The sequence below is a fragment of the Treponema sp. UBA3813 genome, from assembly GCA_002368605.1.
Classification (GTDB): domain Bacteria; phylum Spirochaetota; class Spirochaetia; order Treponematales; family Treponemataceae; genus Treponema_D.
Map to the genome: position 1 here is coordinate 1 of DFEB01000019.1, position 15,562 is coordinate 15,562.

Annotated in this window: 14 protein-coding genes; 11 read left to right on the forward strand and 3 right to left on the reverse strand. The window is 40.4% G+C overall.

Annotated features, from left to right (window positions below; genetic code table 11):
* The 3 genes from B2089_RS02060 to B2089_RS02070 all read left to right on the forward strand — a co-directional run.
* The coding region (locus B2089_RS02060; protein WP_296685665.1) for a leucine-rich repeat domain-containing protein at window positions 1-1,203 on the forward strand (1,203 nt) is incomplete at its 5' end.
* 250 nt (window positions 1,204-1,453) lie between these two features.
* Window positions 1,454-1,699, forward strand: a complete 246-nt coding sequence (locus B2089_RS02065) for a hypothetical protein (protein ID WP_296322162.1) — start codon at window positions 1,454-1,456, stop codon at window positions 1,697-1,699.
* 295 nt (window positions 1,700-1,994) lie between these two features.
* A complete protein-coding gene (locus B2089_RS02070) occupies window positions 1,995-2,573 on the forward strand; it encodes a PBECR4 domain-containing protein (RefSeq protein WP_296322172.1) in 579 nt (192 codons plus the stop codon).
* A 235-nt stretch (window positions 2,574-2,808) separates the two neighbouring features.
* On the opposite strand, the gene B2089_RS02075 is transcribed toward B2089_RS02070, so the two are convergent.
* Window positions 2,809-3,048 carry a GlsB/YeaQ/YmgE family stress response membrane protein gene (locus tag B2089_RS02075; protein WP_296322174.1) on the reverse strand — a complete coding sequence of 80 codons (240 nt, stop codon included), beginning with the start codon at window positions 3,046-3,048 and terminating at the stop codon, window positions 2,809-2,811.
* 118 nt (window positions 3,049-3,166) lie between these two features.
* Between B2089_RS02075 and B2089_RS02080 the strand changes: the two genes are divergently transcribed.
* The 5 genes from B2089_RS02080 to B2089_RS02100 all read left to right on the forward strand — a co-directional run bounded on the left by B2089_RS02080 (window position 3,167) and on the right by B2089_RS02100 (window position 9,515).
* On the forward strand, window positions 3,167-4,141 hold the full coding sequence (locus B2089_RS02080) for a thioredoxin family protein (protein ID WP_296322177.1): 975 nt from the start codon (window positions 3,167-3,169) through the stop codon (window positions 4,139-4,141).
* An 8-nt stretch (window positions 4,142-4,149) separates the two neighbouring features.
* Window positions 4,150-5,487, forward strand: coding sequence for a hemolysin family protein (locus tag B2089_RS02085; protein ID WP_296322180.1), 1,338 nt, complete (start codon window positions 4,150-4,152; stop codon window positions 5,485-5,487).
* Window positions 5,484-6,806 (forward strand): hemolysin family protein, encoded by a 1,323-nt coding sequence (locus B2089_RS02090; protein WP_296322182.1) that lies wholly within the window; start codon window positions 5,484-5,486, stop codon window positions 6,804-6,806. The genes B2089_RS02085 and B2089_RS02090 overlap by 4 nt, the downstream gene beginning before the upstream one ends.
* A gap of 79 nt (window positions 6,807-6,885) precedes the next feature.
* Window positions 6,886-7,902 carry a TRAP transporter substrate-binding protein gene (locus B2089_RS02095; RefSeq protein WP_296322185.1) on the forward strand — a complete coding sequence of 339 codons (1,017 nt, stop codon included), beginning with the start codon at window positions 6,886-6,888 and terminating at the stop codon, window positions 7,900-7,902.
* A gap of 80 nt (window positions 7,903-7,982) precedes the next feature.
* Entirely contained in the window at window positions 7,983-9,515 is a 1,533-nt protein-coding gene (locus B2089_RS02100; protein WP_296322188.1) for a mannitol dehydrogenase family protein, read from the forward strand.
* On the opposite strand, the gene B2089_RS02105 is transcribed toward B2089_RS02100, so the two are convergent.
* Together B2089_RS02105 and B2089_RS02110 are read right to left on the reverse strand one after the other, a co-directional pair.
* Window positions 9,490-10,455 carry an alpha/beta hydrolase gene (locus B2089_RS02105; RefSeq protein ID WP_296322190.1) on the reverse strand — a complete coding sequence of 322 codons (966 nt, stop codon included), beginning with the start codon at window positions 10,453-10,455 and terminating at the stop codon, window positions 9,490-9,492. The two genes, B2089_RS02100 and B2089_RS02105, sit on opposite strands and share 26 nt — an antisense overlap.
* Before the next feature lie 17 nt (window positions 10,456-10,472).
* Window positions 10,473-12,068, reverse strand: a complete 1,596-nt coding sequence (locus B2089_RS02110) for an MBL fold metallo-hydrolase RNA specificity domain-containing protein (RefSeq protein ID WP_296322193.1) — start codon at window positions 12,066-12,068, stop codon at window positions 10,473-10,475.
* Window positions 12,069-12,192: 124 nt separating this feature from the next.
* On the opposite strand from B2089_RS02110, the gene B2089_RS02115 reads away from it, so the two are divergent.
* From B2089_RS02115 to B2089_RS02125, 3 genes are read left to right on the forward strand one after another with little or no spacing between them, the layout of a single operon-like run.
* Window positions 12,193-13,263 (forward strand): DUF2804 domain-containing protein, encoded by a 1,071-nt coding sequence (locus B2089_RS02115; RefSeq protein ID WP_296322196.1) that lies wholly within the window; start codon window positions 12,193-12,195, stop codon window positions 13,261-13,263.
* A gap of 12 nt (window positions 13,264-13,275) precedes the next feature.
* Entirely contained in the window at window positions 13,276-15,300 is a 2,025-nt protein-coding gene (locus tag B2089_RS02120) for a hypothetical protein (RefSeq protein ID WP_296322199.1), read from the forward strand.
* On the forward strand, window positions 15,301-15,507 hold the full coding sequence (locus B2089_RS02125) for a SlyX family protein (RefSeq protein ID WP_296322202.1): 207 nt from the start codon (window positions 15,301-15,303) through the stop codon (window positions 15,505-15,507).
* Window positions 15,508-15,562 lie beyond the last annotated feature (55 nt).

The window sequence follows — 15,562 nt, forward strand, 5'->3', positions numbered from 1 at the left end:
ACAAAAACATTTCTTTCATATATGGGTACAGATAAAAATGTGGTTATACCAGATGGAATAAAATACATAGACGGAAAGGAAGGTTGGGCATTTGAAAATGCTGACATAAAATCAATAAAGATTCCAAAATCCGTAATATTTATTGGTCGATTCGCTTTTAACAGCCTTAAATTAAAAGAATTTCAGGCTCCTGGGCTAAAACGGTTAGGATTCCAGGCTTTTACTCATACTGTTATTTCTCATCTTATATTTCCTTCTACATTAAAGATTATTCCAAAATGTTCAGTCGGAGCAAAAATTAACAAAGTTACAATTAAGGAAGGATGTGAAGTTATAGGGTTAGATGCTTTTGGTGGTGCAAAAATTAAAAGAATCAGTATTCCAAAAACAATAAAGCATATTGGTGACTTTGCAATTCCAAATTATACAAAAGTAATACTTGATAAAGAAATTTCTCGATATGAAATACGAAATGATTTTCTCTATGATAAGAAGAGGAATAGGTGTATAGCTTTTTGCGGAAAGAAAAATCAAATAGCCCATATTCCAGAAACCACAAAAAAGATTTGTATATTGAAGTTTCCGAAAAAGGTGTCAATTCCGGCAAAATTGTCGTTCAGCAGCTTATTCAAATCGAATTATGGTACACCGACAGAAATTTATTTACAGGATGGCCGCATAACTTTACCGCCAGGAGCTTTCAAATTATGTGAAAACCTGGAAAAGATTGTTTTGCCAAAAACTCTTAAATCAATTCCATTTCAATCATTTTTCTCTTTATCCTTAAAACAGATAAAGATTCCTGAGAATGTCACAAGTATTGCAGGGGAAGCATTTGCTTTTTGTGAAAATTTAGAATCGATTGTGCTTCCGCCAAGATTGAAGAAAATCTCGCACCATCTGTTTGCTGAATGTAAATCATTAAAATCCGTTGTGCTTTCGAAGTCCATAGAAGAAATAGAAATGGGGGCTTTTTATAATTGTGAATCCTTGAAATCAATAAAGCTTCCTAAAAATCTAGAAAAGATTGGATATCGTGCATTTTACGGCTGCAAGAATTTAAGAAAAATCGGAATTCCTGCAAGTGTTAAAGAAATCGATGTCGATGCTTTTAATTGTGATAATCTTATTTTGATTGTAAAACGAGATTCTTATGCTGCAAAATGGGCAAAAGAAAATGGAATGAAATACGAGGAAAAATAAATGATTTGTAGATTCTGTGGTGATAACTTAAAAAGCGTAAATCAAAAATTATTCTCTTCGCTTGGTGAACGATGCAACGGAAATCCAAGTGGCAAACATATTGGTGTGACAGATTGTGTTTGCTGTGTCTATTGTGGTGACGAAGCAAGACCGCAGAATGGAAGGTTGATTACTAAACTTGGCTTGCAATGCAAAAATTCCCCGACAGGCGGGCATTGCTTGCAGTAAAACAAGGAGGCGCAATTTGAGCATGGATTACAGAATCCCAGATCCGAACAAAAAAATCACCGACAAACTCGTTCTGGACTTTGCCAGAAAATCATCTGATGAAGACAAGAATAATTCCCTCACTGTTCTTCGTGACAATGGCGATACCTACACGGTTCTTGTCACAGACAAAGACGAAAAAACAGGTGAAGTCACGCAGAGGGAAGAAACTATTTCTCGTGAAGCATTTGAGGCCGCTGTGAAAAAAGGATATTTGGAGAAGCAATAAAGAAGTCTCATGTTTGACAGGATAGAATTATTTTTTTGTTTAAAATTTTTGGGAAAAAACAATTCAAATCTTGATTTTCTGCCAGTTTAATGCGATATTATAAGCGTAGGCAACTTGGGTGCCTTTCAAGTGATAATCCAAAGTTCTGTGACCAGGAAAGCAGTTCTTTGGGGAGCTTTATAAAGGTTTGAGCATTTACCAAGAGCTGGTCTCAGGTCGTCTTGAACGACTGAAAGAAAATGCTTTGCTCTTTATGAGCGACAGGCTCTGCTGATTCGTCGGCAGGGCTTTTTTTATGGAGATTTGGGTGAGTTCAATATACGATTGTGTCGATGCTTTTTCAAAACTACTGGATATCGAATATGTGATTATTCTCGGAAGGAAAAGTCAGAATGTAACTTTACAAATTGAATTCCGGAAAATTGATTTACATCACCTTTTGGGATTTCAACATCTTATTGACCGACCTGAACTTAACCACGACCGGGAAAAAGTCTTTAACGATTTGAAGAAAAGAAAAATCTCCGCTACACATATTGAAAAATCACATCATTATACGAAAATCAAAGGAAGAGTAGATTTTCTGCCATATCTAGAAGAAATCTTTGATGACAATAAAACAATCTTCAAATACAACGAAGCAATGAATAATTTTTCACTGATAAAATTCGAGTATCTTTTGAAAAATGAAATACTGTCGAAAAATGTGTTTACATTTTTGTCCAAAACTAAAAACGAAAAGTATTTTTGTCGCTCATTTTTTCCACAAGAAAAAACTGATTACAGCATAGGACAAACGCCATGGACACTTTTGTATAAAAAGAAAATCAACAAGAAAAACGGAAACGAAATTATTCTGTATGATAGAAGATAGATTTAGCAAAAGCGTTAAGGATGCGTCACACCCCCATCTCCTAAGGTAGGGAGCGACCCGTTAGGGGCAAAAACGCTTGCGAGGCAAGTTTTTAGTCGAGCCTCGGTGAAGGCTGTGCCTGAACCGCAAGCCCCTTAAAAACCTCGCCGTGAGTAATTTTGCTTGCGGCGAGGTGCTTTGTTTCATCAAATAAAAAAATGCCCCGGCTATTCGCTAGGACATTTCGTTTCAGGCCTTACATCACGGCCTTTAGGATTGCAATCAGAATACAAGCGCCCACGATGTCAAGGACAAATTGCAGGACAGTGTTCTTGATTTTGAGGGCTGAGCCCAAAAATCCGCCGATTACGGAACCGACGATACCGACCAAAACGCAGACCGCAAAACCTACCAATGTGCTTCCACCGAAGCTGACATTCATAAAGAATCCGCCAAGCAGACCAATGATGAGACCCATAAGGATTGTAACAAGCATTTTTGCCTCCTGAACTTGTAAATAATCAATAAATATTTTAACTCTCGTTTTCCTATATATCAATCAAAAAAAATTTGCTATACTTCCAAAAAGAAATAGATTATTTAAGGAAATAATTATGAAAAAATTACTTACACTTGCAGCTTCAGTTTTACTCACACTTTCGTTTATCTCATGCGGGAAAAAAATCGATTCATCTACATGGCTTTCAAATTTTGATGATGCGAAAAAGGCGGCTCAGGCTGAAAATAAAAAAATCTTCCTTTTCTTTAGTGGTGACGATTTTGACACTGTGAGCGCACAGTTAAAAACAAATGTTCTCACAACCGAAGAATTCGTCAAAGAGTATACCGAAAAATTCGTACTTGTAAATCTAGATTTTTCAAATAGCCGCTACACCGAAGATCAAGATTCCATCACCGAGGATATTAAGCTTTCTGAACTCTATAATGTAGAATCTTTTCCTTGTTTTTACATTCTTTCAAAAGAAGGATATCCCATCACACAACTTGCCTTTGATGCAAATGCTGATTTAGATCATGTTCATATCACATTTACTGAGACAGACGAATCTGTCGCAAAATTTGATGAACTGCTCGAAAAAACAAAAAGTGGTTCTAATCAAGAACGACTTGCCGCAATTAACGAAATTTTTGATTCTACGAGCACAGATTTGGTCTACCATCTTACACCGCTCAACAAACTCTACCTTTCTCTAGATAAAAAAAATGAGACAGGAGAATGTGCAAAACATCTTTTCGCACTTTCTTACGCAAAAGCACAAGACTTCTTCCTTAGCAATGAAATTGAAAAAGCTTGCGCCGAATTCGAAACGCTTGCGAAAAACAAAATGCTTAAAGATTTTGAGAGACAGGTGGCATTCTATACTGCGGCCTTCGTACTTATTCAGAGTCAAAGTAACGATTACGAGAAAATTCGTGATTATCTTCAAAAATCCTATGATGCTGCCCCTGATACAGAAGAAGCACAAACAATAAAGGGTGCAATTACTCAAGTTCAGATGATGATTGACGGTGAAGGCGATATTCCAGAACAGGAGATGGGGCCGGCAGAAAAACCAGCCCAGAACTAAGGACAACAATGGACGACTATCCATCCAGTAAACTGATTATTCTTTTCCTACTCGCGGCTCTTTGTATCACGCTTTCCTCCCTCTTTTCGGCGAGTGAGAGTGCCTTTTTGGGTTTGAACAAGCTGCGGGTGCATTTTTTGCGCGAAAAGGGCGACAAGCGGGCAACACGGGCGGGCAAACTTCTCGAAAAAAAAGAAGAATTGCTCAATATGCTCCTTGTGGGCAACGAAATCGTAAATGTCGCCCTTTCTGTCATTCTCACTTCAATTTTCTTAAAATTATTCGGGGCGGCGGGCTTACCAATCGCAACTTTTATCGCCACAGTCCTCTTGCTCATCTTTGGCGAAATTACTCCCAAAAGCGTCACCACGACACATCCGGAAACATGCGCCTTTGCCCTGAGCGGATTCGTAAAATTCTTCTTTTATCTGCTGCGGCCTCTCGTAATTTTCTTTACATTCCTTTCACGGGGAATTCTCCGTCTTTTTGGAATCAGCACGAAAAAGAAAGCCGTGTCTTTCACTGAAGATGAAATCAAGACGCTGATTGATGTGGGCGGCGAAGAAGGTGTCCTTGAAGCAGGCGAAAAAAACATGATGAGCCGCGTTTTTAAATTTACTGACCTGAATGCCACTGATATAATGATTCCCCGCCTCAAAGTTGTCTGCATCAACCCGGATATGTCTTACCGCGATGTAGTCCAACTTTCCGAGCGAACGAGAATCTCAAAATTCCCGGTCTACGAAAACGACGACATAGACAACATAATCGGCGTGCTTTATGTAAAAGACATGCTCTTTTTTACCGAAGTGCGGGAAGATTTCTCAGTGCGCAAGGTTATGCGGCCTCCGCTTTTTATCCCCGGAAGTACAAAAATGTCCTCGATTCAGGAACTTTTGCACGAAAACCACCAGAGTTTTGCAATCGTAATCGATGAATATTCTGGCACGGACGGAATCCTTACAATCGAAGACATTGAGCAGGAAATCTTCGGAGCCATTGCCGATGACATTTACCACGAAGTCGAAGAAGAGCATAAAGAAAAGAGTGAATTTGAGGAATTCATTTCGCTCTCGATTGACGGTTCTACCCGCCTGATTGATTTGGAAGACACTCTTAAAATCAAGCTTGAATCCAAAATGAACGAGACCATTGCGGGATATATCTGCGAAAAACTTGAGAAAATCCCCATGATTGGGGAAAGCATCGAAGAAAATAATTTTGTCTTCACGGTAGAAAAGCTCGAAGGACACAGAATCGCAAAAGTCCATGTGGAGCAGGCTTTGGAAAAAGATGATGAAGAAAACGGCGTTCATCTTTCGGAATCTTCGGGAGGTGAAGAATGAATCTCCTCTCACAGATAATAATTCCTGCCTGTGCCGTAATTTTCCTCGTGCTTGTGGTCGCTTTTTTTGCCGGCAGCGAAACGGCTTATCTTTCGATTACCCGGCTCATGCTCCGCCACTTGCAGAAAAACGATTCTTCTGGCAAAAAAAATTCCCCGGCAAAGAAAATCACTTTCCTCAAAAAAGACACGAACCGACTTCTTTCCCTCATTCTGATTGGAATCAACTTCGTCACTTCTCTGGTCTCTGGCTTGGCGGCAACGCTGGCAATTTCTCTGCTGGGCGACAAGGGTGCTTCTATCGCCACTTTCGTCATGGCTTTCGTTTTGATTATTTTCGGCGAAATCGTTCCGAAAACAGTGGCAGCGGTCTATCCCGTAAAATTCGCCTCCCTTAGTGCAAGTCCCCTTATCTTCCTCGAAAAATTACTATTTCCTATCGTGTGGTTTTTCTCAAAAATCACCGACGGAATCACCTCAGTCTTGCAGAATTTCTTTAAGAATTCCAAAGAACTGATTACCGAAGAAGAGCTCAAATCCCTGATTGAAATTGGTGCAAAAGAAGGAACCCTTGAATCCAGCGAAAAGAAAATGCTCTACAAGATTTTCGACTTCACTGACCTGCACATAAAAGACATCATGCGCCACCGAAGTTTAGTTCAGTTCATTCCGATTGATGCAGAATATGACGAAATCGTAAAGATTTTTGCCCTCTCAGGCTATTCCCGTCTTCCCGTTTGCGACGAGGATTTTTCAAAAGTTGAGGGAATGTTGTTTTATAAGAGCGTACTTTTAAACGCGCCCAAAAGCACAAGCTCAAAATCAACTTCAAAAAAATCATTTGCCCGGCGATACATGAAGCCAACTCTTTTCGTGCCAGAAACGCTTTACGCCACCGAGCTTTTGCAGAAATTCAAGAGCGAAAAACAGAGTTTTGCCATCGCGGTGGACGAAAACGGATCAAATTCGGGAATCGTCACGATGGACGACATTTTGCGGGCAGTCTTCGGACGAAGCATCAACTCAATCCACAACGAACTTCCCCCAGAAATGCGGATTCACCCGGTTTCAATAGTAGAATATCTCGTTCCAGGCGACATTAAAATCAATGATGCCAACGAATTGCTGGATTTGGACTTGGAAAGCGAGAATTACAATACTATCGGCGGCTGGCTTTTGGAGCAGTTCGGTGAGTTGCCGGAAATCGGCGCTATTTTAAAGAAAGACGGAGTGATTTACAGAATTGAAGAGCAGAGTCAGCGGCGCATTCAGAGCGTGAGAATAACCCTGCCCCGTGCGCCAGTGCTGGGAAGAAAATGAAAAATAATTTGACAAAATATTTTTATGAAACTAAAATACTAGTATATCAGATAAATTTCTACATTTTGGGGAGGCCTTTATGAAAAAAATACTCATTACCTCGACTTGTGCACTTCTGGCTGTTGGATTAATTTTCACTAGCTGCAAACAAGAAAAAAAAGATTCTTCAGTTTCATCAGAAGCGCCGAAGCAATTGGTTCTCCGATATGCAGAAAATCAATCGAGAGACTATCCAACTACTCAAGCCGCCTACAAATTCGCAGAACTTGTTGAGCAAAAAACAAAAGGGCGTATTCACATCGATATTTATTACGGAGCTCAGTTAGGCACCGAAAAGACCGTTATTGAATACATCCAGCTTGGAACAATTGATTTTACCCGCGTATCTTTGTCTCCACTTTCTGAATTTGATAAATCCCTGAATATTCTCCAGTTGCCCTATCTATACAAAGATTCAAAGCAAATGTGGCGAGTTCTTGAAAGCGACATCGGTGAAAAATTCTTAAAAGGTGTAGAAAGAGCTGGAATCATTGGTCTGTCATGGTTTGACTCTGGAGTCAGAAATTTCTACAACGGCAAACGCCCCATTACAAAATTTGATGATTTAAAAGGCCTGAAAATCGGAGTTCAGGAATCCAGACTTATGATGGAAATGGTCAGAAATTTAAACGCAAATCCTGTTCCCATAGCTTTTGACGAAGTCTACACAGGCCTTCGCTCAGGCATCATCGATGGCGCAGAAAACAGTTGGCCCGCATACGACACTGCTTCACATTATGAAATTGCAAAATATTGCGTTATTGATGAACATGCACGCGTTCCAGAAATGCAGATGATTTCAAAAATCACTTGGAATAAACTTTCCCCGGAAGATCAAAAAATCATTAAAGAATGTGCCCTTGAATCAGCAAAATTTGAACGAACTTTATGGACTGAGAAAGAAAATGCTGCCAAGGCAAAGATTCAAAAAACAGGAACTGTTATCACAGAACTTGCCCCAGGTGAAAGAGAAAAATTCAAAGAAGCGATGTCTCCTCTTTATGCAGAATTTGGCGCGGGATATGAGGATGTCATAGAATCCATTCAGAGAAAATAATGAAACTAAATCTATCTTCACTAAGTGACAAGTCTCTTTGGACAGGGTACTCTTTTTTTAATTTCGATCATGAAGCCATTTTGGAAAACACAAAAAAAAGACCTGAATGGCTTCATTTCGGTATGGGAAACCTTTTCAGGGTTTACCCTGCCGCCCTCTGCCAAAATCTTTTAAATAAAGGTGAAATGGATACGGGACTTGTCTGTGGGGACTGCTATGATTTTGAACTTATCGACAAACTCTTTCGGCCACATGATAATCTCACGGTTGGAGTTACGCTGAAGGCAGACGGCTCAATCTCTAAAGAAATTATCGGTTCGGTCATGCAGGCAGAAAAATGCTCGAATGAATTCCCTGAAGATTGGGCAATCCTCGTCAAAGCCTTTCGGAATCCTTCTCTTAAAATGGTTTCCTTTACAATTACAGAAAAAGGCTATGCGATTTACAACACCGACGGAACTTTGCTCGACTCAATTAGAGACGACCTCAAAAATCTTCCGATGAAGGCGCATACATTCTTGGGCCGACTTGTCATCCTGCTTTTAGAACGGTTCAACGCTGGAAAATTACCGATTGCGCTAGTCTCTTTTGATAACTGTCCCCACAATGGAGAAAAACTACAAAAAGCAGTTCTTAAAATCGCTCAAACCTGGCAAATCAAAAAACTGATTCCAAAAGAATTCATAGACTATCTAACGGATAGCAGCAAAGTTGCCTTCCCATGGACGATGATTGATAAAATCACACCCAGACCAAATGAAAAAATCGCAGGACTATTAAAAAAAGACGGTTACGAAGATGCTGCTCTGATTATAACCCGAAAAGGAACTTACTGCTCAACCTTCGTTAATTCTGAAGAAGTTCAATACCTCGTAATTGAAGATCAATTTCCCAACGGTCGCCCTCCTTTGGAAAAGGCCGGTGTTTACTTCACAGACAGAGAAACTGTCAATAAAGTTGAAAAAATGAAAGGCTGTACTTGCTTAAATCCCCTGCATACAGCTCTTGCTATTTCAGGCTGTCTTCTAGGTTATAAGCTTATTTACGATGAGATGAAAGATAATGACTTACGAAAAATGATTGAAATTCTGGGCTATAAAGAAGGTTTACCTGTCGTAGTAGACCCAAAAATCATTAATCCTAAAAAATTTCTTGATGAAGTCCTTACAAAGCGTTTCACAAACCCCTTTATGCCGGACACTCCTCAAAGAATCGCGACGGACACATCTCAAAAACTTTCAATTCGCTTCGGTGAAACCGTAAAAGCCTATCTTGCAAATCCAGAACTCGATGTAAAATCCCTCGAAATCGTGCCTCTCGTTCTCGCCCTTTGGTGCAGGTATCTTCTCGCCATTGACGATGAAGGCAAATCTTTTGAACTCTCAAGCGACCCATTCTTAGGGGAAGTTTGTATGATTCTTGAAGGAATAAAATTTGGTTCCCCAAAAGAAGAATTTGAGCCAAAACTAGAAACCCTGCTCTCAAATGAAAAAATATTTGGTTTCAATGTGAGCGAATCCCCTATTGCCGAAAAGGTAAAATCATATTTTGAAATCATGATAAGCGGAAAGGGAAAAGTTCGGGAAGCTATTGCTCAAGCTTGCAGAAAGTAATCAGATTTTTATAATATCCGTCTTCGTCAACTAAATAAGAAATCGCGTGCGGAGCATTTTCCACTAAATATAAGAATTTGTCGCTCGTGCAATACTGATAATTCGCGATTCCCATTTCAACAGGAACATACGAATCTCCTGTTCCGTGAATAAAAAGCACTGGTATCTTGTTGTACCGCAAACCTTTGAATGTATCATATTCATCAAAGTCAAAATCAGCAAGCAAATTTGCCATAATATTCCCGATTCCCAAAAGTAATCTCGGAAGCGGGAAATTTTTATCTTTTCTCACTACTTTCCACATAATTTCGTAAGGAGATGTATAACCGCAATCAGCAACAACGGATTGCAAGTTAGTGGGCAAATCAAAACTTAGTGTCATCAAAACCGTGGCACATCCCATCGAAATTCCCTCAAGATAAAGGGGGAGCGTGTCTCCATAAATTTCGTTCACTTTAAACAGCCAGTCACGGACATCATAGCGTTCTTTTATGCCAAAAGTAATGTAAGTTCCTTCACTTTTACCATGTGCACGCTGATAAGGAAGTACGACATTATAACCAAGTTCATGAAAAAATTTCGCAAGCGTGGCGTATTCTCGAAGCGGAGCTGACTGATGACCATGAATCAAAAGCCATGTTCCCTTCGCATTTTCGACAGGAAGATTATAAGCGGTAAGTTGAAGCCCGTCAAAAGACTCTATTGAAATTTCCTCAGGATTCTGAGAATAGAACCATTCGGTGTCAGCTTTGTTTTTCTGCAAATTCTCTTCTGTTACAAAATGTTTTTCGTCAACTGAACTCGGATGCCCCTCACTCCGCATACAATTTGGCTTGAACAGTCCAAAATAAACTCCAACAAAGGCAAGCACGGTAATTCCAGCAAAAATTCCGACAGGAAGTGAAATTTGTTTGAGAAGAGTCTTTGTTTTTGAAGTCATAATCTTTTCCAGTTTTTCTATTCGATTTCGTAAGATTCGCCGTATTTTACGATTTGGACTTCCGGGAAGCCATGCTCTTCAAGATGTTTTTTGAAGAATTCCTGAGCATCCTTTTCACCGTGAACCATAAAAATCTTTTTGAGGCGGCTTGTGTCGATTGTTTTGAGCCATTTCGTACATTCCTCGTAATCGGCATGGGCAGAAAAGGCATTGATACACTCAACATTCGCCTTAACATCATACTCATCTCCCATGATTTTTACAACTTTTGCACCGTCACGGATTCGCCGTCCCAGCGTGTTTTCTGCCATGTAGCCGACGATAAGAATCGTGTTCCGCGGATCAGAGATATTGTTGGCGATGTGGTGAACGATTCGACCGCTTTCACACATGCCGTCCGCAGAGATGATAATCATTGGGCCTTCTTTTTTATTGAGATTTTTTGACTCTTCCAAACTGTTGACGAATGAAAGAGAGCCGAATCCGAATGGATTTTTGTGATGCTGTAAGAATGCCTCGTGGATATCATCGGAATAGCACTCCTGATGAACCTGAAAAATCGAAGTGGCGTTAATTGCCATAGGTGAATCAACATAAATCGGAACAGACGGAATCTTTTTTTTGTCTACCAGCATGTGCAGGTAATAAACGATTTCCTGAGTACGCTCAATGGCAAAAGACGGAATAATGACTTTGCCTTTTTTTTCGATAGCACGACGCACGATTTTACGAAGTTCGTCCATAGCGACAACTGTGTTCTCGTGCTTACGGTTACCGTAAGTGCTTTCAATGAAGATATAATCTGGCGGCGGTACATTCGTAGCCGGGTCGCGGATAATGGGCTTTTGCTTTCGGCCCAAGTCACCGGTGTAGAGAATACGGATTTCATCCTTGCCCTCGCGCCGGTCATGGCCGCTTCGCCGTTCAGGCCCTTTGTACTCAGCCTGTTCTTCTGGAGTTGCCTTGCGACGGTCAGATGTGGCCCGCTTGTCGTCCTTTTTCCAGCCGAAAAGCTTATTCCAGATTCTAAGGGCGTTACTGTCGCTTTCTTTGATTGGCTTTCCGTTTGCATCGCGCTGGCCTTTTATCGTGATATATGCAAAGGCTGAGCCCAAAATATGCCCGGCGTCAAAGAATTCAAGCTCCACTTCCGGAGAAATGTACATTTTACGGTTGTAAGAAAGAGTGATTATCTGATTGGCGGCCTTGAGACAGTCTTTTTCGGTAAACATGGGCGTCCAGTTGAATTTCTCGCCCTTTTTTTGAGCCTGTTTTCGCAAATACTCGGCATCTCTTGCCTGAATACGGGCGCTGTCCATCATTACCAGGTCAGTCAAATCGCGGGTTGCGGGAGTGGCATAAATGTTACCGTTGTAGCCTTTTTTTACGAGCAAAGGCAAAAGACCAACATGGTCATAATGGGCATGGGTGAGAATAACAGAATCAATTTTATCCACCGGAATCTCAAAATTTCGGTTTTTTTCGTCTGACTCGGCGCGCTTTCCTTGAAATGCGCCACAATCAATCATATAAGAGCGACCATTGATTTCGATAATATGCTTTGAGCCAGTGACTTCCTGAGCCGCACCAAGCGAATAAACATGAACAGACATAGGTGCCTCCTTTCTTTCATTTTCCCCCATAAATTCGAATTTCACAAGGAATTTTTTCTCCCTAGACTTTTATTCTTTTTGCTTTTACAATTAGAAGATTAAAAAAATTGTTTTCGAGGATATTTTGTATACACGAGAAATAAAAACGCCACCGGAGAAGATTGTTCACAACGGTAAGATCGAATTCGGTACTTTCGGGGGGCTTTTACCGCAGCTCGACATTCGTGGCGTTCGCACTCCCTTTGCAGGATTCCCGCTTCCAAAGGTCATTACAAATTTTCGCATTCAAAGTTCACTCATGTTCTTCTTTAACATAGGATCATACATAGGAACTGTAGATTTTTTTGACCACAAGGTTTTTGGCTTTGCAGATGTAGTCTTTTGGAACAAAGAGTCTGGGCGCAAATTCGCTTACCGCTCCTTCATGGGTCCTCGCCGCCGTTTTATCCCCCACAACATGAAAATAGGATTCTGTGCGAGTTTCAACAAAAAACGCTATATTCGCGTAAGTTGGGATCATCAGAGGGACAGGCTTTCCATGATTTTCAATCTCAAAGGCGATTCTTCAAGACCTTCAGCGCAGGCAGCTTTTGTAGCCCATTATTCAGATTCGTCTTTTTGTGAAACAGCAAGTGTTGTTCCTTTCCCGTCAAAAAGGCGGTGCTCGGCGACATACATGGCCGCCCCTCAAATCCACGGCACAATCACTATGGAAAAAACAAAACTTTCCGAGGAAGTCAGTCAGGAAGACTTAAATGGCTCAGCCGTGCTTAGCATTAACCGTGCCTATTACAACTTTCACTCAATTTCTGAATTCATAGTTGCTTCTGGAGAAATTAACGGAAAAAAATTCACTTTTCAGATGTTTACCACGCAAGAAAACGCCGTAGATTCCGACAATATAAACGGGAATATTCTCTGCATTGACGGAGAATGTACCCCTTTGCCCCCCGTTACAATCACGCATCCATTCGGGCTCTCAAAAAAATGGGTGATTCAAGATTTTGAGAATATGGTTGACCTGACATTCACTCCGACATCCGAAAATCATCGGGATGTCACATTTTTTGTCATGAAAAGTCAGTTGCATACTATTTTCGGAACCTTCGAAGGGGTAATAAAAACAAAAAACGGAGAGGACATCATTCTTCATAATTTTGAAGGAATCGCAAAAAATCAGCTTTTACGATTATAACAGAGGAAAACTATGGCAGATAAACCAGAAGCAAAATGGGAACCAGGAACACTCGACAACACACGAAGAAACATCGGTCCGATTGATGAAGCCGAAGCCAAACGAATGATGCAAAAACTCGGTGGCGAAGTTTTCACAGAAAAATCCGCTCCCATAGACTACTCTGCTCTTCCGAAAGCACGAGAATACTCAAAACGCGTTGTCGGACGGTCTGCCTCAAGCGTTTCGTCTCAAACGGCAAAATCTTCGGCAAGCATTCCTGCCGGAGGAAAAGTCGGATTCGCCACAAAAGAAAAGCCTACAAGAATCGGCTCACTTCCTGAACTCACAGCAAAGGAACGCGCTCTCATGGACAGAATCATGATGAGCGAAGATTACAAAATTAAACCAAATTACGGAATTTTTAATTTTGTCCGTAGATTCAAAAAAAATGGCAATGAAACTGTACGAAAAGCCTTTATCGAATACAATCTTCAAAAACACACTGAGCATTTTCAGGAATTTATCACAACTGTAAAATCTATAATCCAGATTTCCCCAGACACTTACAAGTCGAAAATCCTCTCTTCCAGTGAAGATAAATTCCGATTCCTCAAAACGGTCGGTTCCTGGACGATGAAAGATATAAAGAAACATCTCTTTGACTTGCAGGATGCAGAAGAAGTTACAGTCGCCATGATGATTCCCTTTGTAAAGGCGATGTACCAGGATTTAATAAAAATCTACTATCTTGGCGAAACAAGAATTTCAAATTTCTTTAAAGAGATTTACAACGATTTGGCAAAATATCCTAAATTTGACACAAAAAAAGCCCAGATTCTGTCAAAAACTGGTATTACTGAATGGTTCTACTTGTACAGTCAGGTTATAAAAGGTTTGTACCCACTTTTAATGCGCATGTCTACGACTAAATTTGACTACTTTCAAGATTTTTTTCTTGTACAGACTTCAAACATTCTCTCCTTCCTTGAGCTGACTAAATTCGATCTTCTCCTTCCAAATAAAAAAGGCGATAAGCCAGCTGAAACCAAAACAGAAGAAAAATCTGCCGAAGAAAAGAAAGTCGAAGAAGAGGAACAAAAGAAAAAGAAAGAAGAAGAAAACAAAAAATCCGACATCGTTGAGGCAGGAATCAAACTGCTCGACAATTTGTTCCCAGAGGCTGGATTCAACCACCTCGAAAAAATGCCGGATATGTTCCCCTATTTCCAGCCGCTCTACCAGTTCCGAGACGGCTACAATCTTCTTGCCCCGGAAAATCCGCTCCAGATTACGGTTACGCTCTTGCGTATCACAGAGGATATCTTCCAAGGTCTTCGAAATGTGGTCTTCACAGAAGAAAACGAAGAGGATGTCTCTCAAAACACAGAAAAACTCTCTACGGTTTTGAGTGAATGGTCGGTCTACCGCGAAGTTCTTTTTGAACGACAATATGCTGATCAAATCAATGATTTCGTAAACAATGAATATTCTCAAGGCGATTACAAATCAACTCTTTTCGGTAAAAAAATGATTACTTCTATGCTCTGGCAGACAAAATACAATTTTCTTCCCTATTTTGAATTTGAGCAACTTCTTCTCGAAAAACCAAAGAACGATAGTCAGTACCGTCCAATGTGTATCCGAGTCGGCTTTTTGCTAAGATTCTTCACCACACTTTCACGCAACATAGATATGGCAAAAGGTCAGGGCAATGTCATGGGTATCCAAAATCCCTGGGAAAAATATAAATTTGATATTCCGAATGTCGTATCGAAACGAATGGATGTCCTTCTCGGTGCAAAAAAGGCAACGAATTCCGCCGCAACAAATGCAAATCTCATAAAATACTCCTTGATGATTGTTTCCGTACTCGACTGGTGGGTAAACAATCCTACAAGTCCGGCTTATTCAACTGATCCAAGCAAAATTTACCGAATAAATCAGGAAGACGGCGCGCCAGCTTTCAGCGTTCCCACAAGAAACGATCAGAACAAGCTTTTTGCCGACAGAGTAAAGCAAACTATCGAAAAACAAAAAGCCGCCGCGGGAAAATAAATGGAAAAAGAAGTCGAAGAAAAATTTCTTGCGCTTGAGACAAAAATCGCTTATATGGACGATTTTATCAACAAGTTGCAAGAAGAAGTCGTTGAGAGCCAAAAAGAAATTCAAATTCTGAGAGAAGAAAACAGAATTCTTTCAGGAAGGATTCAAGATTTGTCAGAAAATTTGGAAATTCCGAACAGGAAGCCACCACATTACTAGAAACAAAAAGGGGATGACCAATAAGTTCAAAAAGTGTCATTTTCGGCCAGCCCCT

Bases quoted from the DNA above. Each gene is read 5' to 3' on its own strand.
- B2089_RS02065 (WP_296322162.1), top strand. From the start codon at position 1,454: ATGGATTACAGAATCCCAGATCCGAACAAAAAAATCACCGACAAACTC.
- B2089_RS02070 (WP_296322172.1), top strand. From the start codon at position 1,995: ATGGAGATTTGGGTGAGTTCAATATACGATTGTGTCGATGCTTTTTCA.
- B2089_RS02075 (WP_296322174.1), bottom strand. From the start codon at position 3,048: ATGCTTGTTACAATCCTTATGGGTCTCATCATTGGTCTGCTTGGCGGA.
- B2089_RS02080 (WP_296322177.1), top strand. From the start codon at position 3,167: ATGAAAAAATTACTTACACTTGCAGCTTCAGTTTTACTCACACTTTCG.
- B2089_RS02085 (WP_296322180.1), top strand. From the start codon at position 4,150: ATGGACGACTATCCATCCAGTAAACTGATTATTCTTTTCCTACTCGCG.
- B2089_RS02090 (WP_296322182.1), top strand. From the start codon at position 5,484: ATGAATCTCCTCTCACAGATAATAATTCCTGCCTGTGCCGTAATTTTC.
- B2089_RS02095 (WP_296322185.1), top strand. From the start codon at position 6,886: ATGAAAAAAATACTCATTACCTCGACTTGTGCACTTCTGGCTGTTGGA.
- B2089_RS02105 (WP_296322190.1), bottom strand. From the start codon at position 10,455: ATGACTTCAAAAACAAAGACTCTTCTCAAACAAATTTCACTTCCTGTC.
- B2089_RS02110 (WP_296322193.1), bottom strand. From the start codon at position 12,068: ATGTCTGTTCATGTTTATTCGCTTGGTGCGGCTCAGGAAGTCACTGGC.
- B2089_RS02120 (WP_296322199.1), top strand. From the start codon at position 13,276: ATGGCAGATAAACCAGAAGCAAAATGGGAACCAGGAACACTCGACAAC.
- B2089_RS02125 (WP_296322202.1), top strand. From the start codon at position 15,301: ATGGAAAAAGAAGTCGAAGAAAAATTTCTTGCGCTTGAGACAAAAATC.